Here is a 20896-nt window from a genome sequence, read left to right on the forward strand (position 1 = left end):
ATCGATGGCATTCACCGACCCGTTCATCCGTCGCCCCGTGCTCGCCAGCGTGATCAGCCTGCTGATCGTGCTGCTGGGTTTCCAGGCGTTCAGCAAACTCACCATCCGCCAGTACCCGCAGATGGAAAACGCCCTGATCACCGTGACCACAGCCTACCCCGGCGCCAACGCCGAAACCATCCAGGGCTATATCACACAACCCTTGCAGCAGAGCCTGGCCAGCGCCGAGGGCATCGACTACATGACCTCGGTCAGTCGCCAGAACTTCTCGGTGATTTCGATCTACGCGCGCATCGGCTCCAACAGCGACCGCCTCTACACCGAGCTGTTGGCCAAGGCCAACGAGGTGAAGAACAAACTGCCGCAGGACGCCGAAGACCCGGTGCTGAGCAAGGAAGCCGCCGACGCCTCGGCGCTGATGTACATCAGTTTCTACAGCTCGGAACTGAACAACCCGCAGATCACCGATTACCTGTCGCGGGTCATCCAGCCCAAACTGGCGACGCTGCCGGGCATGGCCGAGGCCGAGATTCTCGGCAATCAGGTATTCGCCATGCGCCTGTGGCTGGACCCGGTGAAGCTCGCAGGCTTCGGCCTGACCGCCAACGACGTCACCGAGGCCGTGCGCAAGTACAACTTCCTCTCTGCCGCAGGCGAGGTGAAGGGCGAGTACATCGTCACCAGCGTCAACGCCACCACCGATCTCAAATCCCCCGAGACCTTCGCCGCCATCCCGCTCAAGACCGAGGGCGACAGCCGCGTGCTGCTGGGTGACGTGGCGCGGGTGGAAATGGGCGCGGAAAACTACGACACGGTCAGCTCGTTCGATGGCACGCCGTCGGTGTACATCGGCATTAAGGGCACGCCCAGTTCCAACCCGCTGGATGTGATCAAGGAAGTGCGGCGCATCATGCCGGAGCTGGAAAGCCAGCTGCCGCCGAGCCTGAAAGTGTCCATCGCCTACGACGCCACGCTGTTCATTCAGGCGTCGATTCACGAGGTGGTGAAAACGCTCATCGAAGCGGTGTTGATCGTGATCGTGGTGGTGTTCCTGTTCCTCGGCGCCCTGCGTTCGGTGCTGATCCCGGTGATCACCATTCCGCTGTCGATGATCGGCGTGCTGTTCTTCATGCAGATGATGGGTTACTCCATCAACCTGCTGACGTTGCTGGCCATGGTGCTGGCCATCGGCCTGGTGGTCGACGACGCCATCGTCGTGGTGGAGAACATTCACCGCCACATCGAAGAAGGCAAGACGCCGCTCGATGCCGCGCTGGAGGGCGCGCGGGAGATCGCCATGCCGGTGGTCTCGATGACCATCACCCTGGCCGCCGTGTATGCGCCGATCGGCTTTCTGGAAGGCCTGACCGGTGCACTGTTCAAGGAGTTCGCCCTGACGTTGGCCGGCGCGGTGGTGATTTCCGGGATCGTCGCGCTGACGCTGTCGCCGATGATGTGCGCGGTGCTGCTGCGCCACGATGAAAATCCCACGGGCCTGGCGCACAAGCTCGACCAGATTTTCGATGGCCTGAAGCGCCGATATCAGCGCCTGCTGCACGGCACCTTGAACACTCGGCCGGTGGTCATCGTGTTCGCGGTGCTGGTGCTGTTGCTGATTCCGGTGTTTCTCAAGTTCAGCCAGTCGCAACTGGCGCCGGACGAGGACCAGGGCATCATCTTCATGATGGCCACCTCGCCGCAGCCGACCAACCTCGACTACATGAACAAGTACACCGACCAGTTCATCAGCATCTTCAAGGCGTTTCCGGAGTACTACTCCTCGTTCCAGATCAACGGCTTCAACGGCGTGCAGACCGGCGTCGGCGGCTTCCTGCTCAAACCCTGGGACGAGCGCAGTCGCACCCAGATGCAGCTGTTGCCCGAGGTCCAGGCAAAGCTGGAAAGCATCACCGGGCTGCAGATCTTCGGCTTCAACCTGCCGTCGCTGCCGGGCACCGGTGAGGGCCTGCCGTTCCAGTTTGTGATCAACACGCCGAACGATTACGCGGCGCTGCTGGAGGTGGTGGACCGGATCAAGAAACGCGCGACCGAGTCCGGCAAGTTCGCCTTCCTGGACGTCGACCTGGCGTTCGACAAACCGGAAGTGGTGGTCGACATCGACCGGGCCAAGGCGGCGCAGATGGGCGTGTCGATGCAGGATCTGGGCGGCAGCCTGGCGACCTTGCTCGGCGAGGCGGAAATCAACCGTTTCACCATCGATGGCCGCAGTTACAAGGTCATCGCACAGGTCGAGCGCGCTTACCGCGACAACCCGCAGTGGCTGTCCAACTATTACGTGAAAAACACCGAGGGCAAGATGCTGCCGCTGTCGACGCTGATCACCGTCAGCGACCGCGCACGACCGCGCCAGCTCAACCAGTTCCAGCAGCTCAACTCGGCGATCATCTCGGGCTTCCCGCTGGTCAGCATGGGTGAGGCGATCGACACCGTGCGCGAGATCGCTCGCGAGGAAGCGCCGGCCGGTTTCGCCTATGACTACGCGGGGGCTTCGCGGCAGTTCGTGCAGGAAGGCAGCGCGCTGTGGGTCACCTTCGGCCTGGCGCTGGCGATCATCTTCCTGGTGCTGGCCGCACAGTTCGAAAGCTTCCGCGACCCGCTGGTGATTCTGGTAACGGTGCCGCTGTCGATCTGCGGCGCGTTGATCCCGCTGTTTCTCGGTGTGTCGACGCTGAATATCTACACCCAGGTGGGGCTGGTGACGCTGATCGGCCTGATCAGCAAACACGGCATCCTGATCGTGGAGTTCGCCAACCAGCTGCGCCATGACAAGGGCCTGAGCGCACGGGAAGCCGTAGAAGAAGCCGCCGCCATTCGCCTGCGCCCAGTGTTGATGACCACGGCGGCGATGGTGTTCGGCATGGTGCCGTTGATTCTGGCGACCGGCGCAGGCGCGGTGAGCCGCTTCGACATCGGTTTGGTAATCGCGACGGGGATGTCGGTGGGGACGTTGTTTACGTTGATTGTGTTGCCTTGTGTTTATACGGTGTTGGCGCGCAAGGGTTGACTCGGGATCGCTAGGGGTTGGCTTGGAATGCTTACTTTGGTGCCCTTCGGGCCTATTCGTGAGCAAGCTCACTCCCACATTTTTTGCAACGTGCCATGGCCTGATAGACCCCATCGTTTGCTTTTGGAGGCCCGCCGCGAAATCGCGTCGGACGCACAAGGCGAACAACGGGATCTTCCAGGATGCGGCACGTTGCAACAAATGTGGGAGTGAGCTTGCTCACGAATAGGCCCAAGGGGCAACAGAGTAAGAATCTGATGCCAGGCCTGGCCCGCAGGGCAACAGAGTAAGAATCCAGAGCCAAAAAAGCCCCGAAATATCGGGGCTTTTCAGTCAGGTGATGATGTCAATGCTGCGGCCCAGTCCCCTGAGCCAGCCCGAACATCAACAACAGCAGATCGTGATCCGGGCGTACTGGCGAATGTACTTTCGCCACCCGCGGCAAGGCGCATTGCCCCTCGCCGTGTACTGCGCTCAGAATCTTCGGTCTGGGTTGTTCCCAGGCTGCCATGGCTATGGATGCGATGCCCAACGCCCCGACTACAAACAAACCTCGCGCCAGTTCTAACTTCATCGATCTAAACCTTTGATGGGGCTGCCAAACGCCGTCTCGTAAAAGTAGACGAGCTTCTTCCAGTCCGCTGGCTGAAACGACGAGTGGCGACGCAACTGCTTCATGTCGTGCTGGGCGGCGCCGTACGCGGTCAGGCGCTGGCGGCATTTCTCCAGATCCAGCAACGCCACTTCGGCCTTGGCATTGGCACCCTCGCCGACCACACGGACGAAAACGTGCTTGATATAGATGCAGCTGTGCTGCCAACGGCCCTTGTGCATGCGGGCCAGGTTGTCGGCCAGTTCCTTGAGCATCTGTTCATGAACGGCTTCGCCATACTGCTCGCGACCGCCGGCCTTGAGCCAGTTCTCGTACTCGTCGAAACCATCGAGTGAAGCCGTCACCAGCAAGGCGCGCCACTCGTTGTTCTCGTCGCGCTCGGCACCGCAAAACACCATGCGGGGTACGTTGACGTTCAACTGGCGCAGGCCTTCGAGGGCATCGCGCTCACGCAAAACTGTCGGGCGACCGAACGGGTGCAGCCAACTGCGGTAGATGTGACCGACCTGCCGTTTGACGTACAGCAGGCGGCCATTTTCCGACACGACGCGTTGCACGCCACTTTCCCCACCGCGGCGCACGTTGGGCTCTTCCACCCACTCGCCCTTGGTATTCCAGAAATAGGCAAAACGGTCCTTGCTCGGAACGGTCAACTCTGCTGCGAAATCCACGGCCATCCTGTTACCTCTTACGTAATAGATACACACGCCACATGGCGTACAACGGCAGGAAATCCAGACGCTCCTGAATGCGAAATCCTGCCTGTTCGAACTCGGCCTCTACTGTGGCCACCGGTAACACGAAGCGGTTCTGGTAACCCTCCTGATGGCGGTTACGCTCGGCCCGCTTGCGCTTCCAGGCTTTGAAATTACCGTCGACCCACAACGAAATAATCACACTGTCGCGGGTGACGCGATGAAACTCGTTGAGCAAAACCGCTCTGTCTTGGGCCTTTCCGACATGGTGTAAAAGGCGCATGCAGAAAATGCTATCCACTGCGTTATCGGGCATGTCGATATCGAAGGCCGATGTCTGCAAGGGCTGTACCCGTTTCACCACATCCGCCGGTTGCGACTCGCATGCGGTCTTCACCATGGACACCGAATTGTCCGCGCCGATGATCACCCGATTGGCCTTTTCGGCCAGCAAAGGCCAGAAACGACCGGCGCCGCAGGGCAAATCCAGCACCAGGCCCGGCTCGCCCGCCAGCGCCAATGCGCGCCTGGCCAACTGCTTGTCGCGACGATCAGACAACTGCCGCGCCAATCCGTCCTTGTGCTTGCGCAAATATTTTCTGGCGTGCTCGTCGTCGTATTTACGCGAGAAATCAAGCTCGACCCGCTTGCTCATGGCTGTATCTCCTGAAGTGATACAGCCCAAATTAAGGGGCGCGGCGTGATGTTCAGGTCACGTCAATGTGAAAAAAGCGTCTGTAACAAAATGCAAATGTTACGAGGTTTTACCGGAAGATAGGGCTAGCATATGGCCACAACCTGCACGATCGCAGCAAACTTTACACGCTCTGTACATTCGTCCCAAGTCGCGCAGGACTCATCCCTCGACCTGTTTCCTGAATTCCACACTGAACCGGCAGCCGTTGGGCTGCATGTGATCCAGGCTCACCGTCCAGCCCTGGTTCTCGCAGATTCGCTGCACTAGCGACAAGCCCAGCCCCAGCCCTTCCCCGCGTTTTTCGTTGCCGCGCACGAACGGCTGGAACATCGCCTCGCGCTTTTCTTCAGGAATGCCCACACCGGAGTCCTCGACCTTGAAGCCGTGGGGCTGCAGCGTCAGGCGGATGAAGCCTTGGTCGGTGTAGTGCAGGGCGTTGCGCAACAGGTTGCCCATCACCGCGTAGAGGAAGGTCGCGTTGTAATTGCCTGATGATGCCTGCTCGGGGTGATATTCGAGCAGCAGGCCCTTGGCCTCAATCGGCTCGCGCCACAGGGTCAGCAACTGCCGGGCGGCGCCTTCAAGGGTCAATTGCGGGTTCATGCCAGCGTCGTCGCGCTGGGTGCGGGCCAGCATCAGGAAGGTCTGCACCAGATCGCGCATCTCTTCGCAGGCACGCTCGATGCGCTCCACCTGCACCCTCGCCCGCTTGTCCAGCGCCGGGTTTTCCAGCAGCAATTCGCAGGAGCTGGCCAGCACCATCAACGGCGTGCGCAGCTCGTGGCTGACGTCACTGGTGAACATCCGCTCGCGGGTCAAGGCATCGCGCAGGCGGCCCAGCGTCACGTCGAAGGCCACCGCCAGCTCACCCACTTCATCGGCGGCGTAGTCCGGTGCCAGTGGCGGCGCCAGGCCCAGCAGCTGATCGCGATGGCGCACCTGACGGGCCAGGCGCACCACCGGCGCCATCACCCGGCGGGCGAGCACCCAGCCCAGGAACACCGCCAGCGCCAGCGCCAGCACGAAGCCCACCAGCACCACGGCGAACAGCACGCGCTCACGCTCTTCGAAATCGCTCTGATCCTGCAACAGCACGTAATGGCGGCCGTCGACCACCTCGACCATGGCGTGATAGGACAGCGGGCCACGAAACACTTCGTGAAAACCCGGTTCCAGATGGCGCAGGTCCTTCGGCAGTTCGAAGTCTCCCGGGCCACCGCTGAAGTAGAACAACTGGTCGGGCTCGGGGCGGTGGCTCCAGTCCTCGACGCTGTCCATCAGCAGCAGCCGGTTCAGGTCGCCGCCCAGCCCTGCCGAAATCAGTTTTTCCTCGACCAGATGCACGGTCGCGACGATACCCATCGCGAACGAACCGGCCACCAGCGCACTCATCAAGGCAAAGGCGATGATGATCCGCTGGGCAAGGCTTTGCTTAAACTCCATCGCGGCCTTCGGCCAGACGGTATCCGACGCCGTGCACGGTTTGCAGCAGTGGCTTGGCGAACGGCTTGTCGATCACCTGGCGCAACTGGTGAACGTGGCTGCGCAAGCTGTCGCTGTCCGGGCAATCGTCGCCCCACAGCGCTTCTTCGAGGATTTCCCGGCGCAGGACGTGCGGGCTTTTCTGCATCAATACCGCCAGCAGCTTGAGCCCCACCGGGTTGAGCTTGAGCATGCGGCCTTCGCGGGTGACTTCCAGGGTGTCCAGGTCGTAGATCAGGTCGGCCACCTGCAAGGTGCGACGACCGCCGCCCTGAGCGCGGCGCAGCACCGCTTCGATACGCGCGGCCAGTTCGGACAGCGCGAACGGCTTGAGCAGGTAATCGTCGGCACCGGAGCGGAAACCCTGCAAGCGGTCGTCGAGCTGGTCGCGGGCGGTGAGCATGATCACCGGCGTGTCGCGGCGGGCATCTTCGCGCAGACGTTTGCACAGGGTGTAGCCGTCGATGCCGGGCAACATGATGTCTAGCACGATCAGGTCGTAATGTTCGGTGGCGGCCAGGTGCAGCCCGGACAGGCCATCCTGCGCGCAGTCGACGGTGTACCCCTTCAAACCCAGATAATCGGCCAGGTTCGCCAGGATGTCACGGTTGTCTTCAACCAGCAGAATTCTCATGGGTGCATGTCTCCATATGCGGTTGTCAGCAGCGCCCGGATCAAGCTCATCGACGGGCCAGAGTTGGCGGCAGCTTAAGGCCAAGCGCGCCCAAGGGCCAGCGCCGTGATGCATAACGTTTTTTTCACTCGCGATTCACGGCCCGCCGACAGCGCCCTGCGCAGACTGCCGGACAATCTCGCGCCCCGACTGCGAGCCTTCTTGTCATCACACGGGATTCACCATGTCTGAAGTTTTCGAGCGCCCTGTCTCTCGTCCGGTCAACCTGTGGGTCTACCTCGGCATTCCTGCGCTGACCGCGATTGTCCTGATATTGCTGGAACTGACTTCGCTGGACATGGACATCGCCAAACTGGCCTACGACCCTGCGGCAGGCGAGTTCATTGGCAAGCACAGCTATTTTCTGGAAAACGTGCTTCACGACCGGGCCAAGCAGGCAGTGATCGCCTGGGGCCTGCTGTCATTTGCCGGTTTAGTCGCTTCGTTTTTCGTGGCAAAGCTCAAACCCTGGAAACGCGAACTGGGCTGCATGGTGCTGTCGATGGCGCTGTCCACCAGTTTCGTCACGCCGGTCAAAGTGGTGACATCCGTCCAGTGCCCCTGGAGCTTGACCGAGTTCGGCGGGCAGGAAACCTACAGCGAATTGCTCAGCCCACGCCCACCGACCGACAAACCCGGCCGCTGCTGGCCAGGCGGACATGCAGCCACCGGTTTTACGCTGTTCGCGCTGTTTTTCGTGTTTCGTGATCGCAAGCCGCGTCTGGCCAAAGCCGGCCTGATCTTCGCCTTCGGGCTGGGCACAGTGTTTTCCGTGGGGCGCATGCTGCAAGGTGCGCACTTCTTTTCCCACAATATATGGACGGCGGTGTTCTGCTGGCTGATTTGTCTGGGGGCTTATTACGCGGTGCTGTATAGGCCGGTGGGCAGGAAGGACAAGGTGGTTGAGGGGGCGGCGGTTTCTGGGTGAGCTTGGCTTGGGATTCTTACTTTGATGCCCTGCCGGGCCTATTCGTGAGCAAGCTCACTCCCACATTTGTTGCAACGTGCCGCACTCTCAAGCCCCCGTTGTCCGCTTTGTGCGTCCGACACAATTTCAGCGTTGCCCCCAAAGGCTGGCAATGGGGTCTATCAGGCCACGGCACGTTTAAACAAATGTAGGAGTGAGCTTGCTCACGAATAGGCCCGAAGGGCATCAGAGTAAGAATCTCAAGCCAACCAATAAAAAACCCCAAACCAGACAAGAATCTCAAGCCCATAAAAAAACCCCGCCGAAGCGGGGTTTTTTCATACATCGGGGTAAGGCTGGCTTACATCATGCCGCCCATGCCACCCATGCCGCCCATGTCTGGCATGCCGCCGCCAGCCGCTGGCTTGTCTTCCGGCACGTCAGCGATCATGGCTTCGGTGGTGATCATCAGGCTGGCGATCGAGGAAGCAGCCTGCAGTGCCGAACGGGTCACTTTGGCCGGGTCCAGGATACCCATTTCGATCATATCGCCGTATTCGCCGGTGGCAGCGTTGTAACCGAAGTTACCCGAACCCTGCTTGACCTTGTCGACTACAACGCTTGGCTCGTCACCGGAGTTGGCAACGATCTGGCGCAGAGGTGCTTCAACCGCACGACGCAGCAGAGCGATACCGACGTTCTGATCAGCGTTGTCGCCTTTCAGCTCGGAGATAGCCTGCAGGGAGCGAACCAGTGCCACGCCACCGCCAGGTACCACGCCTTCTTCGACGGCTGCGCGGGTTGCGTGCAGGGCGTCTTCAACGCGGGCTTTCTTCTCTTTCATTTCAACTTCGGAACCGGCGCCGACCTTGATCACTGCAACGCCGCCAGACAGCTTGGCCAGACGCTCTTGCAGCTTCTCTTTGTCGTAGTCGGACGAAGTTTCAGCGATTTGTGCACGGATCTGAGCGATACGACCGTCGATGTCAGTCTTAACGCCAGCACCGTCGATGATGGTGGTGTTTTCTTTGTTCAGCACGACGCGCTTGGCGTTACCCAGGTGCTCCAGGGTGGTGCTTTCCAGGCTCAGGCCGATCTCTTCGGAGATGACGGTACCGCCGGTCAGGACAGCGATGTCCTGCAGCATGGCCTTGCGACGATCGCCGAAGCCTGGCGCCTTGACGGCAGCGACTTTGACGATACCGCGCATGTTGTTCACCACCAGAGTCGCCAGGGCTTCGCCTTCGACGTCTTCAGCGATGATCAGCAGTGGACGGCCGGCTTTGGCAACGGCTTCCAGTACTGGCAGCATTTCGCGGATGTTGGAGATCTTCTTGTCAACCAGCAGCAGCAGCGGGCTGTCCAGCTCGGCCACCATGGTGTCCGGCTTGTTGATGAAGTACGGGGACAGGTAGCCACGGTCGAATTGCATGCCTTCCACGACCGACAGTTCGTTCTCCAGACCCGAACCTTCTTCAACGGTGATGACGCCGTCTTTGGTCACTTTTTCCATGGCTTCAGCAATGATGTCGCCGATGGAGTTGTCGGAGTTGGCCGAGATGGTGCCGACCTGAGCGATGGCTTTGGTGTCGGTGCAAGGCTTGGACAGCGATTTCAGCTGAGCAACGATGGCCAGGGTGGCCTTGTCGATGCCGCGCTTGAGATCCATCGGGTTCATGCCGGCAGCGACGGCTTTCAAGCCTTCGTTGACGATGGCTTGAGCCAGAACGGTAGCGGTGGTGGTACCGTCACCGGCGTCGTCGTTGGCACGGGAGGCAACGTCTTTGACCAGCTGCGCGCCCATGTTTTCGAAACGGTCTTTGAGTTCGATTTCTTTGGCGACCGATACACCGTCTTTGGTGATCAGAGGAGCGCCGAAGCTTTTCTCGATGATGACGTTACGGCCTTTCGGGCCCAGAGTTGCTTTAACGGCGTCGGCCAGGACGTTTACACCAGCCAGCATCTTTTTACGGCCGGCGTCGCCGAACTTAACTTCTTTAGCAGCCATGATCGTTATTCCTTAAATACTGTGTAGTAACGGGAAATGCGGGGTATCGACTCAGCCTTCGACGACGGCGAGGATTTCGTTCTCGCTCATCACCAGCAGGTCCTCACCGTCCACTTTCACGGTGTTGCTGCCGGAGTAAGGGCCAAAGACCACTTTGTCACCCACTTTCACGGCCAGCGCACGTACTTCACCGTTGTCCAGGATGCGGCCAGCACCGACAGCGATCACTTCGCCGCGGTTTGGTTTTTCAGCAGCCGAACCTGGCAGCACGATACCGCCAGCAGTCTTGGTTTCTTCTTCGCTGCGACGGATTACGACGCGGTCATGCAGAGGACGAAGCTTCATTGTCGATCTCCTAATTATGGTTTTTGAACGCAGGGCCTTGGCCTGCGAGTTAAAACATCCGGGCTGGCCGGTTGCGGCTCGCGAGCGAGACGCAGGAAACGGTCTGGCGAAATGCGCCAGAAACCTTGCGGTGACCCATACATAAGGGCGTGCTGAGTGATTACAAGGCTGGCCGAAGAATTTTTTTACAGCGTCCGAAACCCGAAAACGCACACGGCACCCAAGGGTACCGTGTGCTGTTGCAGTTCAAATCACTTCTTGTCGACAGGCTCGTACTCGCCCTCGATGACCTCGCCTTCGATCACTTCAGGCTGGCGTGCGCCGGGACGATAAGCCCCGGGACCGGCCGGCCCCGCCGAACGCAGGTCATCGGCGAACGCACGCTGGCGTTCGGCCTGGGCCTGGGCACGCTGACGCACCTTGTTGCCCAGCAGCCGACGGGTGAACGGCATCAGGCAGATCAGCCCCAGCACGTCGCTGATGAAACCGGGCAGCACCAGCAGGCCGCCGCCGACCGTCATCATCAGGCCGTCCATCATCTGCTGCGCGGGCAACTCGCCCCGCGCCAGGCTTTCACGGGCGCTCATGGCCGTGGCCAGCCCCGCGACACGAATGACGAAAATCCCGAGCATGGAGCCGGCGACCACCAGCAGGAAGGTCGGCAGAAAGCCGATCGACATCCCGACTTTCACCAGCACGAACAGCTCGAGCACCGGAAAAAGCAATAAAAGCAGTAGAAAAGCGCGCATCAAATAGTTTCCTCAACGGAAGAAGGCTTCCAGTAGACACTAGGTGAAGTCGCAAAGTCGTTAATTCAAGCCTCGGTGGACTCAACGGTCGGCCATTTTTCAGCGTGAGCCAGCTGGACCAAGGCCTCGCGGACTTGTGTCGGCGTGTTGCAAGGTTCGGCGAAGGCCAGCCAGTACAGGCTCTGGCCGATGCGCAGGTGCATGCCTTCCATGTCGATGCCCACCAGTTGCGCAGGCTCGGTCTGCGGCAAGCCGGCCAGTTCCACATAGTGGGCGATGGCCTTGGTGTGGTCCTCGTTCATGTGCTCGACCATGCTGGTCTCGGCCTTGCCAGCGAACGGGTTGGCCAGCGCCACGTCGTCGAGCCAGTGGATCGCGCCGAACCCGCCGATGTAGCGATAGCGCACCGGCACCAGCACCCAGAAATCGAAATCGTGGGCGCTGTGGTAGCTCGCCGAATCCGGGAAATAACGGTAGTAGCGCTGGGCAGCGGCTTCGATGGCGGCTTCGTCGGTCAGCTTCTGCGCCTCGGCCATGACCGTCACCCGGCCTACCGCCTGAACGTCTTCGGCTTCACGCTCGCCCACCAGCATCGAGCACTTGGCGTCCTTTTGCAGGTTGTGGGTGTGCTGGGCGATGCGGCTGATCAGGATCAACGGGCGGCCTTGGTCGTCCAGGCAATACGGCACCACGGAGCCGAACGGGTAACCGGGCATCGACTTGGAATGGGTCGACAGCACGCCGCGGTACTCCTTGAGCAACAATGCTCGGGCTTGCCGGTTGGCTTTGGCGCTCATGGGTGTGGCTCCTCGAAGAAAACGTGATCTGCACAGACGAAAAGACCCGCATTCGCGGGCGTCGGGAACAAGATAATCGTTATCGTTGGCGGGTGCCAGATTGAGAGGCGGTGACGATTTTGCGCGGGTTTCGCGTAAATTTTGTTGGCTGAACAGGTCGTAAACCTGTGGGAGCCGGCTTGCTGGCGAATGCGTCAGGTCAGACACTTCATCGGTGAATGACAAACCGCATTCGCCAGCAAGCCGGCTCCCACAAGGTTCGGCCCATAACGTGCAGGAGAAGCGCTTACCAGGCCACCCCAAACCCTGCCGTGTACCGGGTCTTGTTCAGGTCGCCGTCGCTGGAGCCGCTGATGATGTCCTTCTCGGCCTTGACGTTGAGCGAGGCCCATTCGGTGACCTTGTAGCGCAGGCCCACTTCGGTATCCAGGCTGTAGTCGGCCACGCCGCTGATCGGCTTGCCGACTTCACCGTTGGTGAAGAACTCGACCTTCTTGCCGATCAGGTAGCGGTTGTAGTCCCAGGTCCCGGACACCGAGTAGAAATTGTCCTTCTCGCCGTTGGAGTATTCGAAGTCGGTGCGGTTGAGCAGCGTGCCGACCTTGAACGCGCCCAGTTCGTCGTCCCAGAACTGATAGCCCGGACCCGTACCGACGGTGCGCTGGCGGCGCAGGTCTTCGATGCCGTCGTGCTTGTAGGTCAGACGGCCATCCCAGAACCACTTGTCGGTCAGGAAGCGGTCGATGGAATACTCGGCGCTCCAGTTGTTGGTGGTGGTCGTGTCGTCCTGAGTCTCGCGGTTGAACTCGCCCTTGGCGTTATGCCGCCAGCGACCATGGGTGGCCGAGGTCTTGAAGGCGAGGTTGTAATCGTCGGTGTCGGTATCTGCGCGCTGGAAATCCAGCGCAGCATCGATGTTGCCCTTCCACACCAGGTCCGTGACCACGGGCTTGGGCTTCATGATCTGCTGAATGCTGGCCAGATCCACCGTCTTGGGCGCATCGCCGTTGGCCAGGGTGACCTTGCCGTCGTCGGCGGCGTGCAGCGACTTGGAGATCTCGCCGGTGTAGGCATCTTGTTTGACCAGAAGGTGCTGATCACTCTCCAGCGTCTTGACTTCCTTCCAGTCCAGCGGAATATCGCCTGCATACTTGGTATTGAGCAGCAGCTTGCCGCCATCGAAGACCTTGATGGTGCCGGTGAGTTTGTCACCGTTCTTCAACCAGACGGTATCAGCGAGCAGCGGCGTGGAAATACTGGTAATGGCAAGGCAAAGCAAAGTTCTGGAAAACATAAGCAACTACAACGCTCGGGTTGGCGTAAACGGGGCATTATCCTCGCGGACAACATCGAGGCAATCCATGGACCGCCGGCACAGGAATCACAGACCGTTGGAAATTTCTGTAGTTCCTATAGGAAAAATCTATATTGTCCAACAATCAGGAATGAACGCGTGATCGAGCAAACAGCGGGGCAAAATGACCCTACCGGACTATCTCCCGCAGAAGCCCGGCGCACGGCGCTCTACCTGACGTTGCATCAAGTGCCGGAAGGTAAGGTAGTCAGTTACGGCCAGCTGGCAGAGCTGGCCGGTTTAGGACGAGCGGCACGTTTTGTCGGCCGCACCCTGAGTCAGTTGCCCGACGGCAGCAGCCTGCCCTGGCACCGTGTGCTGGGTGCCGGCGGGCGCCTGAGTCTGGCCGCTGGCACCGTTTCAGGTGAGGAACAAAGGGCGCGATTGCGTGCCGAAGGGGTGACCATCCGTAACAATCGTGTGGATATGGCGCGTCATGGCTGGCGTCCGACAGAGGACAACGGTTAGAGTGCGCGCTTTGTTTACGTAAACTGAGGCAGATTCCAGCCCATGCCCCGCAAAACCTGGCGCGCCGCGCTCGCCGCTTATGCCAGCCCCTCTACCTTCGTATTGCTGTTGCTCGGCTTCGCTGCGGGCATGCCTTATATGCTGGTGTTTTCCACACTTTCGGTCTGGCTGCGTGAGGCCGGTGTCGCCCGGGAAACCATCGGCTATGCCAGCCTGATCGGCTTGGCCTATGCATTCAAATGGGTATGGTCGCCTCTTCTCGACCAATGGCGCTTGCCCTTGCTTGGCAAGCTGGGGCGCCGCCGCTCCTGGCTCGTACTCTCGCAGACCCTGGTGACCCTGGGTCTGATCGGCATGGGTTTCTGCGATCCGCAGCAGCACTTGTCCTGGCTGATCGCCATTGCCGTGGTCGTGGCCTTCTCGTCTGCAACCCAGGACATCGCCATCGACGCCTATCGCCTGGAGATCGCCTCCGACAGCCAGCAGGCCACCCTCGCCGCCAGCTACATGGCCGGTTACCGGGTCGCGGCCCTGCTTGCCACCGCCGGTGCGCTGTATTTCGCCGAGGGCTTCGGTTCCACCGGGTTCGCCTACAAACATTCAGCCTGGACTGGCACCTACGTGCTGTTCGGCCTGCTGATGGTGCCCGCGCTGATCACCTCCTTCATCATGCGCGAACCACCCGTTCCCCTGCGCACTCAGCTATCGGCGGCGCGCTATGGCTTCGCCCACCAACTGGCGTCGGTGTTCGTGCTGATTATCCTGCTGGTGTCGGTCCCGGCGATGTTCACCCAGCTGTACAACACCGATTTCGCCAGCGTGCTGTTCAAGGACTCGACCTGGAAAGACCTGCTGATGGAAGACCGCGCGTTTTTGCGCGCCATCCTGTACACGCTGCTGACAGGCCTGTGCCTTTCTTCCTTTGGCCGCCGCGGCCTTGCACCGGTGCTGACGCCGGTCAACGATTTCATCCTGCGGTATCGCTGGCAGGCGCTGTTGCTGCTGGGGCTGATCGCCACCTATCGGATGTCCGACACGGTGATGGGCGTGATGGCCAACGTGTTCTACATCGACCAGGGCTTCACCAAGGACCAGATCGCCAGTGTCAGCAAGCTGTTCGGGCTGGTCATGACCCTGGTCGGCGCGGCGTTCGGCGGCCTGGCCATCGTGCGTTTCGGCATTTTGCCGATCCTGTTCATCGGCGGCGCGTCCTCGGCGGCCACCAACCTGCTGTTCCTGATGCTGGCCGACATGGGCCCGAACCTGAAGATGCTGATCGTCACGATCTCCCTGGACAACTTCAGCTCAGGCCTGGCGACATCCGCGTTCGTGGCGTATCTGTCGAGCCTGACCAACCTCAAGTTCTCCGCCACCCAGTACGCGCTGCTCAGCTCGATCATGCTGTTGCTGCCACGGCTGATCGGTGGATATTCGGGAGTGATGGTGGAGAAGCTGGGTTACCACAACTTCTTCCTGGTCACCGCGCTGATGGGCGTACCGACGCTGTTCATGATCGCCCTGCACTGGGCGCAGGAATTGCGCAAGGAAAAGCCGGAAGAACCGGAAAAGCCTGTGGAAGCGCCCGCCAGCGAACAACCCTGAGCCATGACGATGCGTGACGCCATGACGCATGTTGAATGATGCATGACCTGTAGGAGCGAATTCATTCGCGAAGGTCTGACAGGCGATACATCTCTGTCGCCTGTCATATTTTTCGCGAATGAATTCGCTCCTACAGGGAACCGAGGTGTGTCATTGAGCGTAATCGCGGACAAGTGCTCCTCCATAACAAAAAGCCCCGAACTCTCACGAGCCGGGGCTTTTGTGTTTCAAGGCAGCAGGATCAGCGCTGAGTCGCTGCCTGCTCCTGCACCACACGCACCACGCGCTGCGGGAACGGGATGTCGATGTTCTCGGCGCGCAGGCGATCACGCGCTTCGGCATTGAGCATGAACATCACGTCCCAGTAGTCCGAGGTCTTGGTCCACAGACGCAGGGAAACGGTGATCGAGCTGTCGCCCAGGGTCGACACCACCGCCACAGGTGCAGGATCGGCCAGCACTCGCGGATCCTTGGCCAGTTCCAGCAAAACTTCGCGGGCCTTCTGCAGGTCGGCGTCGTAATCCACACCGACGTCGAACACCACCTTGCGGGTCGGCTGACGGTTGGTGTTGGTGATGATGCCGTTGGACAGATTGCCATTGGGCAGAATCACGGTCTTGTTGTCGCCGGTGCGCAGGATGGTGTGGAAGATCTGGATGCTGTCCACGGTGCCCGCGACACCCTGGGCCTCGATCCAGTCACCGATGCGAAACGGACGGAACAGCAGAATCAGCACCCCGCCGGCGAAATTCGCCAGGCTGCCCTGCAGCGCCAGGCCGATGGCCAGACCCGCAGCACCGATGGCCGCGACGAACGACGTGGTTTCGACACCGATCATCGACGCCACGCTGACGATCAGCAGGATCTTTAGAATGATGTTGGACAGGCTGCCGATAAAGCCCTGCAGCGCCAGGTCGACCTGACGATAGGCCAGCAGTGCGCTGACCCGGCCGGTCAGCTTGTTGATCAGCCACCAGCCTACCAGCAGCACGATGAGCGCCAGCAGCACCTTGCTGCCGTACTGCATGACCAAAGGAATCCAGGCTTGCGAAGCCTTGACCAGGTGATCGACCTGGCCGTTCAAATCCAAATCCATTGATTTCTCCTCGCGGTCGCGAAAACGGAAAGACTCAAACGCCGACGTACCCTGACGCCAGCGTTTGTCGGGACCTGCACTCGGACGCGCACAACCCCTTCAGGTTCCCCACGCAGAGGCAAATCGCCGGGGCATCAGTCGCGGAAGTTGTTGAACTGCAGCGGCATGCCGAACTCTTTGGCGCGCAGGGCCGCGATGGCTTCCTGCAGGTCGTCACGCTTCTTGCCGGTCACCCGCACCTGCTCGCCCTGAATGGCAGCCTGGACCTTGAGCTTGGCGTCCTTGATGTGCGCGACGATCTTCTTGGCCAGCTCCTTGTCGATGCCTTCCTTCAAGGTGGCTTCCTGCTTCATCACCTTGCCGGACGCATAGGCGTCCTTCACTTCCAGGCACTGCACGTCGATCTTGCGCTTGACCAGCGCCATCTTGAGGATCTCGATCATGGCCTCCAGCTGGAACTCGGCTTCGGCGGTCAGGTTGACGGTCAGCTCTTTTTCCTTGAACTCGAAGCTGCCTTTGCCTTTGAGGTCATAGCGGCGGTCCAGCTCCTTGATCGCGTTGTCGACGGCATTCGTGACTTCGTGTTTATCCAGTTCGGACACTACGTCGAACGAGGGCATGTAAATTCTCCAATTGATACGGCGCGGCTCGATGTACAGCGTGAGCGCGCCTGACTTGACGGGATGAAAACCCGGTCATTATAACGAGACTTTTCCGACACTTCTGACCCCATGACGCAATCATCCTTGAAATCGCAGATGTGGCACGTACTCGGTGCGGGCAGCCTGGGCACGCTGTGGGCGACGCGCCTGATGCGTGCCGGGCTACCTGTACGACTGATTCTGCGGGATGAGGCGCGGCTGGCGGCCTACAACAGCAAGGGCGGCCTGACTTTGAACGAACAAGGCCAGCGTCAGCACTTCGCTATCACCGGGCAAACCATAGAGGCTGAAGAGCCCATCGAGCGGCTGCTGGTGGCATGCAAGGCCTATGACGCCGAGCGGGCGATCTTGAGCGTCGCCAAGCGCCTGAAGCCCGGTACGCAGATACTGCTGCTGCAAAACGGTCTGGGCAGTCAGGATGCTGTTGCCGCCGCCGTGCCCCATGCGCGCTGTATTTTCGTGTCCAGCACCGAGGGTGCGTTTCGCGATGAGGATTTCAGCGCGGTGTTCGCCGGACAGGGGTTCAACTGGCTGGGCGACGACCTGCCACGCCCGCCACCCTCTTGGCTCGTGGAACTGGAACTGGCAGGCATTCCCCATGAATGGTCGCTGGAAATCCTTGATCGCCTCTGGCGCAAACTGGCGCTGAACTGCGCCATCAACCCGCTCACCGTGTTGTACGGCTGTCGCAATGGCGAGTTGCAGGCGCATGCCGAGGAAGTAAGAGAACTCTGCGATGAGCTGGTTCAAGTGTTGAACGCATCCGGCCAGCCCGACGCTGCCATCGGCCTGCATGAAGAAGTGTTTCGGGTGATTGATGCCACAGCGGCCAATTATTCGTCGATGTATCAGGACGTCGCCAATGGCCGGCGCACGGAAATCAGCTACCTGCTTGGGTATGCCTGCGATAGAGCCGAGCGCCATCATTGCGACGTGCCCCGCTTGAACAGCCTGCGCAAACGCCTGATCGAGCACCTGATGGGCAAGGGCCTGCCCAGCGATTGAATGGCATGCTGGAGCATCGCGGGTTTGCTCAAACCCGGAACAGCGCTAACCTGCCTGTTCCTCCTCCTTGTGACTCTGCCCATGCATTTGCGCCAGCGCCTCGAAAACCTGCCGGTCGGCCAGAAACTGCTGGCGGCCCTGCTGGTTCTGCTGACCACCGTTCTGCTGGTGGCGAACCTGACGTTCATCAGCGCCGCCTATTACATCTCCCAGGAAGCCATGGCACCCCAGGCGCTGCAGACCATCGGCCGGCTGATCAGCAATCCTGGGCTGTCCGATGAAGCGCTGGCGTCCCAGGCCAATGCCCAGGCGCTGCTCAAGGAGCTGAAAAACTACGGCCCGCTGCGCGCAGCGGCACTCTACGACAGCACCGGCGACCGCCTGGCCCAGGTGCAACAGGGCGACAAACTGCACCTGCCCGAGCACTACCGCAATCTGGAAAGCTGGCGCATCACCGAGTTTCGCAACACCCAAGTCATCCCCGTGCCCAAGGTCGGCCACGCGCCGGGGCATCTGCTGCTGGTGGCCAGCAGCGAACTGCCAACGGCCTTCTACACCGGCACGCTGACCGCGAGTCTGGGCATCCTGATTTTCAGCGTGCTGCTCTGGGCCGGGGTCGCGCGGCAGATCCGCCGCTTCATCACCGAGCCCATCTATCAGCTCGAACAGCTGTCACGCCGGGTCACCCGCGAAGAAAACTACGCCCTGCGCGCAGGCACCGGTAATCGCGACGAAATCGGCTCGCTGGCCGAGGCGTTCAACACCATGCTCTCGCGCATGGAGGCCCGCGAGCAGCAGCTCAAGCGCGCCCGCGACGAGTCCCAGGAGGCCTACGACCAGGCCCAGGGGCTGGCCGAGGAAACCCGCCACACCAACCGCAAGCTGGAGCTGGAAGTCCAGGTGCGCAGCAAGATCGAGAAAAAACTCACCGGCTTCCAGAATTACCTGAACAGCATCATCGACTCGATGCCTTCGGCGCTGATCGCCCTCGATGAACAGCTGTACGTCACCCAGTGGAACCAGGAGGCCGGCGCCCTCTCCGGCACGCCGCTGGACGAAGCGCTGAACCAGCCGATCTTCCTCGCCTTCCCGCCAATGAAGGCTTTCTTGCCGCAGATCAAGCAGACAGTGGAGAAACACACGGTCACAAAAATCGAGCGCGTCACCTGGGTCAAGGACGACATCACCCGGCATTTCGCCCTGACCTTCTACCCGCTGACCGGCGGTGCGGGGCGCGGCGTGGTGATCCGCATCGACGACATCACCCAGCGCCTGTCGCTGGAAGACATGATGGTGCAGTCCGAGAAAATGCTGTCGGTGGGCGGCCTGGCGGCGGGCATGGCCCACGAGATCAACAACCCGCTGGGCGCGATCATGCACAACGTGCAGAACATCCGCCGGCGCCTGTCCCCGGACCTGCCGAAAAACCTTGAGCAAGCTGAACAGGAAGGCATCGAACTCAGCACCGTCAATCAGTACCTCAGCGCACGTGAGGTGCCGCAACTGCTTGATGGCATCCAGCACGCTGGCGCGCGGGCGGCAAAAATCGTCAGCCACATGCTCAGCTTCAGCCGCCGCAGCAACCGGCAGATGGCGCCGTGCGACCTGCCGGGGCTCATCGATCAGGCCGTGGAAATCGCCAGTAACGACTTCGACCTGACCATCGGCTTCGACTTCAAGGGCCAGAACATCATCCGCCAGTTCGACCCAAGGCTCGGCCCGGTGCCCGGCACCGCCAACGAACTGGAACAGGTGCTGCTCAACCTGCTGAAAAACGCAGCGCAAGCCATTCACCAGCGCGAGAACGACAGCGAGCCGGGGCGCATCACCCTGCGCACACGCTTGAATCCGCCATGGGCCGAGATTCAGGTAGAAGACAACGGCATCGGCATGTCCGAGGCCGTGCGCAAGCGCACTTTCGAGCCGTTCTTCACCACCAAGGAAATCGGCCAGGGCACGGGGCTGGGCCTGTCGGTTTCGTATTTCATCATCACCAACAACCACAAGGGTCAGATGGAAGTGCAATCGGCCCTCGGCCAAGGCACCTGTTTCACGTTACGCCTGCCGCTGGCGGGCAATCCGATGAACGTGCCGGCGCCACAGATCATTGGTCAGAACGACCGGGAGTAAGCCATGGGATTTCGCTTGTCGAAAATTTACACACGCACCGGCGACAAGGGCGAAACCGGCCTGGGCGATGGCCGACGCGTGCCGAAGGACCATCCGCGGATCGAAGCCATCGGCGAGGTCGACACGCTGAACAGCCAGCTGGGACTGCTGCTGGCGAACCTTGAGGGCCTGGCTCATGCCATGCCGACCTTTCAGGAAATCATCGACGTGCTGGCGCCGTGTCAGCACCGGCTGTTCGACCTGGGTGGCGAACTGGCGATGCCGGAATATCAGGCGCTGAACGCCGCCGAGGTCGAACGGCTGGAAACGGTCATCGACAAATGGAACGAGGAAGTGGGGCCGCTGGAGAATTTCATCCTGCCCGGCGGTTCGAGCCTGATCGCCCAGGCCCACGTCTGTCGCAGCCTGGCGCGCAGTGCCGAGCGCCGTTGTCAGCATCTGAATGCCGTCGAGCCGCTGGCCGGGGTTGGCCTGGCCTACATCAACCGGTTGTCGGATCTATTGTTCGTGGCGGCGCGGATCATCGCGCGCCGAGAGGGCGTGCCGGAAATCCTCTGGCAGCCTGCGAAAAAACCGGAATAACTCTGT

At 60.7% G+C, this 20896-nt stretch carries 19 protein-coding genes; 7 read left to right on the plus strand and 12 right to left on the minus strand.

Annotated features, from left to right (window positions below; genetic code table 11):
* The first annotated feature begins 4 nt into the window (after positions 1 to 4).
* On the plus strand, positions 5 to 3025 hold the full coding sequence (locus AC1MEK_RS04825) for a multidrug efflux RND transporter permease subunit (RefSeq protein WP_480395119.1): 3021 nt from the start codon (positions 5 to 7) through the stop codon (positions 3023 to 3025).
* Between the two features lie 346 nt (positions 3026 to 3371).
* On the opposite strand, the gene AC1MEK_RS04830 is transcribed toward AC1MEK_RS04825, so the two are convergent.
* The 5 genes from AC1MEK_RS04830 to colR form a co-directional block, all read right to left on the minus strand.
* Entirely contained in the window at positions 3372 to 3599 is a 228-nt protein-coding gene (locus AC1MEK_RS04830; RefSeq protein ID WP_480395120.1) for a hypothetical protein, read from the minus strand.
* Positions 3596 to 4315: a lipopolysaccharide kinase InaA family protein gene (locus AC1MEK_RS04835; RefSeq protein ID WP_480395121.1), complete on the minus strand. Its 720-nt coding sequence runs from the start codon at positions 4313 to 4315 to the stop codon at positions 3596 to 3598. Before AC1MEK_RS04835 ends, AC1MEK_RS04830 begins: the two co-directional genes overlap by 4 nt.
* A gap of 4 nt (positions 4316 to 4319) precedes the next feature.
* A complete protein-coding gene (locus AC1MEK_RS04840) occupies positions 4320 to 4988 on the minus strand; it encodes a class I SAM-dependent methyltransferase (RefSeq protein WP_480395122.1) in 669 nt (222 codons plus the stop codon).
* Positions 4989 to 5189: 201 nt separating this feature from the next.
* Complete coding sequence (locus AC1MEK_RS04845; RefSeq protein WP_480395123.1) at positions 5190 to 6473, minus strand: sensor histidine kinase; 1284 nt, start codon at positions 6471 to 6473, stop codon at positions 5190 to 5192.
* Positions 6463 to 7146: a two-component system response regulator ColR gene (gene colR, locus AC1MEK_RS04850; RefSeq protein WP_081565296.1), complete on the minus strand. Its 684-nt coding sequence runs from the start codon at positions 7144 to 7146 to the stop codon at positions 6463 to 6465. Before colR ends, AC1MEK_RS04845 begins: the two co-directional genes overlap by 11 nt.
* 223 nt (positions 7147 to 7369) lie before the next feature.
* On the opposite strand from colR, the gene AC1MEK_RS04855 reads away from it, so the two are divergent.
* On the plus strand, positions 7370 to 8113 hold the full coding sequence (locus AC1MEK_RS04855) for a phosphatase PAP2 family protein (RefSeq protein WP_480395124.1): 744 nt from the start codon (positions 7370 to 7372) through the stop codon (positions 8111 to 8113).
* Between the two features lie 340 nt (positions 8114 to 8453).
* On the opposite strand, the gene groL is transcribed toward AC1MEK_RS04855, so the two are convergent.
* The 5 genes from groL to AC1MEK_RS04880 all read right to left on the minus strand — a co-directional run bounded on the left by groL (position 8454) and on the right by AC1MEK_RS04880 (position 13285).
* Positions 8454 to 10100, minus strand: a complete 1647-nt coding sequence (gene groL / locus AC1MEK_RS04860; protein WP_480395125.1) for a chaperonin GroEL — start codon at positions 10098 to 10100, stop codon at positions 8454 to 8456.
* A 51-nt stretch (positions 10101 to 10151) separates the two neighbouring features.
* Positions 10152 to 10445 carry a co-chaperone GroES gene (locus tag AC1MEK_RS04865; RefSeq protein WP_274135953.1) on the minus strand — a complete coding sequence of 98 codons (294 nt, stop codon included), beginning with the start codon at positions 10443 to 10445 and terminating at the stop codon, positions 10152 to 10154.
* A gap of 251 nt (positions 10446 to 10696) precedes the next feature.
* Positions 10697 to 11194 (minus strand): FxsA family protein, encoded by a 498-nt coding sequence (locus AC1MEK_RS04870; RefSeq protein ID WP_480395126.1) that lies wholly within the window; start codon positions 11192 to 11194, stop codon positions 10697 to 10699.
* Between the two features lie 65 nt (positions 11195 to 11259).
* Positions 11260 to 11991, minus strand: a complete 732-nt coding sequence (locus AC1MEK_RS04875; protein WP_480395127.1) for a HugZ family pyridoxamine 5'-phosphate oxidase — start codon at positions 11989 to 11991, stop codon at positions 11260 to 11262.
* Positions 11992 to 12277: 286 nt separating this feature from the next.
* On the minus strand, positions 12278 to 13285 hold the full coding sequence (locus AC1MEK_RS04880) for a DUF481 domain-containing protein (protein WP_480395128.1): 1008 nt from the start codon (positions 13283 to 13285) through the stop codon (positions 12278 to 12280).
* 159 nt (positions 13286 to 13444) lie between these two features.
* Between AC1MEK_RS04880 and AC1MEK_RS04885 the strand changes: the two genes are divergently transcribed.
* Both AC1MEK_RS04885 and AC1MEK_RS04890 read left to right on the plus strand, forming a co-directional pair.
* Positions 13445 to 13813 carry an MGMT family protein gene (locus AC1MEK_RS04885; protein ID WP_480395129.1) on the plus strand — a complete coding sequence of 123 codons (369 nt, stop codon included), beginning with the start codon at positions 13445 to 13447 and terminating at the stop codon, positions 13811 to 13813.
* 42 nt (positions 13814 to 13855) lie between these two features.
* Positions 13856 to 15415, plus strand: a complete 1560-nt coding sequence (locus AC1MEK_RS04890) for an AmpG family muropeptide MFS transporter (RefSeq protein ID WP_480395130.1) — start codon at positions 13856 to 13858, stop codon at positions 15413 to 15415.
* A gap of 241 nt (positions 15416 to 15656) precedes the next feature.
* Here AC1MEK_RS04890 and AC1MEK_RS04895 read toward each other — a convergent pair whose 3' ends face one another.
* Together AC1MEK_RS04895 and AC1MEK_RS04900 are read right to left on the minus strand one after the other, a co-directional pair.
* A complete protein-coding gene (locus tag AC1MEK_RS04895) occupies positions 15657 to 16505 on the minus strand; it encodes a mechanosensitive ion channel family protein (protein WP_480395274.1) in 849 nt (282 codons plus the stop codon).
* Between the two features lie 140 nt (positions 16506 to 16645).
* A complete protein-coding gene (locus AC1MEK_RS04900; RefSeq protein ID WP_480395131.1) occupies positions 16646 to 17131 on the minus strand; it encodes a YajQ family cyclic di-GMP-binding protein in 486 nt (161 codons plus the stop codon).
* 111 nt (positions 17132 to 17242) lie between these two features.
* Here AC1MEK_RS04900 and AC1MEK_RS04905 point away from each other — a divergent pair, with 111 nt between their 5' ends.
* The 3 genes from AC1MEK_RS04905 (at position 17243) to AC1MEK_RS04915 (ending at position 20890) form a co-directional block, all read left to right on the plus strand.
* The gene (locus AC1MEK_RS04905) at positions 17243 to 18178 is read left to right on the plus strand and encodes a putative 2-dehydropantoate 2-reductase (protein ID WP_480395132.1); all 936 of its coding nucleotides are present in this window, start codon (positions 17243 to 17245) and stop codon (positions 18176 to 18178) included.
* Between the two features lie 81 nt (positions 18179 to 18259).
* Positions 18260 to 20308 (plus strand): sensor histidine kinase, encoded by a 2049-nt coding sequence (locus AC1MEK_RS04910; protein WP_480395133.1) that lies wholly within the window; start codon positions 18260 to 18262, stop codon positions 20306 to 20308.
* Between the two features lie 3 nt (positions 20309 to 20311).
* The gene (locus tag AC1MEK_RS04915; RefSeq protein WP_480395134.1) at positions 20312 to 20890 is read left to right on the plus strand and encodes a cob(I)yrinic acid a,c-diamide adenosyltransferase; all 579 of its coding nucleotides are present in this window, start codon (positions 20312 to 20314) and stop codon (positions 20888 to 20890) included.
* Positions 20891 to 20896: the final 6 nt, after the last annotated feature.

The organism is Pseudomonas sp. 2, from assembly GCF_056627435.1.

Coding starts and splice junctions, on each gene's coding strand:
- AC1MEK_RS04825 (WP_480395119.1), top strand. CDS start 5: ATGGCATTCACCGACCCGTTCATCCGTCGCCCCGTGCTCGCCAGCGTG.
- AC1MEK_RS04830 (WP_480395120.1), bottom strand. CDS start 3,599: ATGAAGTTAGAACTGGCGCGAGGTTTGTTTGTAGTCGGGGCGTTGGGC.
- AC1MEK_RS04835 (WP_480395121.1), bottom strand. CDS start 4,315: ATGGCCGTGGATTTCGCAGCAGAGTTGACCGTTCCGAGCAAGGACCGT.
- AC1MEK_RS04840 (WP_480395122.1), bottom strand. CDS start 4,988: ATGAGCAAGCGGGTCGAGCTTGATTTCTCGCGTAAATACGACGACGAG.
- AC1MEK_RS04845 (WP_480395123.1), bottom strand. CDS start 6,473: ATGGAGTTTAAGCAAAGCCTTGCCCAGCGGATCATCATCGCCTTTGCC.
- colR (WP_081565296.1), bottom strand. CDS start 7,146: ATGAGAATTCTGCTGGTTGAAGACAACCGTGACATCCTGGCGAACCTG.
- AC1MEK_RS04855 (WP_480395124.1), top strand. CDS start 7,370: ATGTCTGAAGTTTTCGAGCGCCCTGTCTCTCGTCCGGTCAACCTGTGG.
- groL (WP_480395125.1), bottom strand. CDS start 10,100: ATGGCTGCTAAAGAAGTTAAGTTCGGCGACGCCGGCCGTAAAAAGATG.
- AC1MEK_RS04865 (WP_274135953.1), bottom strand. CDS start 10,445: ATGAAGCTTCGTCCTCTGCATGACCGCGTCGTAATCCGTCGCAGCGAA.
- AC1MEK_RS04870 (WP_480395126.1), bottom strand. CDS start 11,194: ATGCGCGCTTTTCTACTGCTTTTATTGCTTTTTCCGGTGCTCGAGCTG.
- AC1MEK_RS04875 (WP_480395127.1), bottom strand. CDS start 11,991: ATGAGCGCCAAAGCCAACCGGCAAGCCCGAGCATTGTTGCTCAAGGAG.
- AC1MEK_RS04880 (WP_480395128.1), bottom strand. CDS start 13,285: ATGTTTTCCAGAACTTTGCTTTGCCTTGCCATTACCAGTATTTCCACG.
- AC1MEK_RS04890 (WP_480395130.1), top strand. CDS start 13,856: ATGCCCCGCAAAACCTGGCGCGCCGCGCTCGCCGCTTATGCCAGCCCC.
- AC1MEK_RS04900 (WP_480395131.1), bottom strand. CDS start 17,131: ATGCCCTCGTTCGACGTAGTGTCCGAACTGGATAAACACGAAGTCACG.
- AC1MEK_RS04905 (WP_480395132.1), top strand. CDS start 17,243: ATGACGCAATCATCCTTGAAATCGCAGATGTGGCACGTACTCGGTGCG.
- AC1MEK_RS04910 (WP_480395133.1), top strand. CDS start 18,260: ATGCATTTGCGCCAGCGCCTCGAAAACCTGCCGGTCGGCCAGAAACTG.
- AC1MEK_RS04915 (WP_480395134.1), top strand. CDS start 20,312: ATGGGATTTCGCTTGTCGAAAATTTACACACGCACCGGCGACAAGGGC.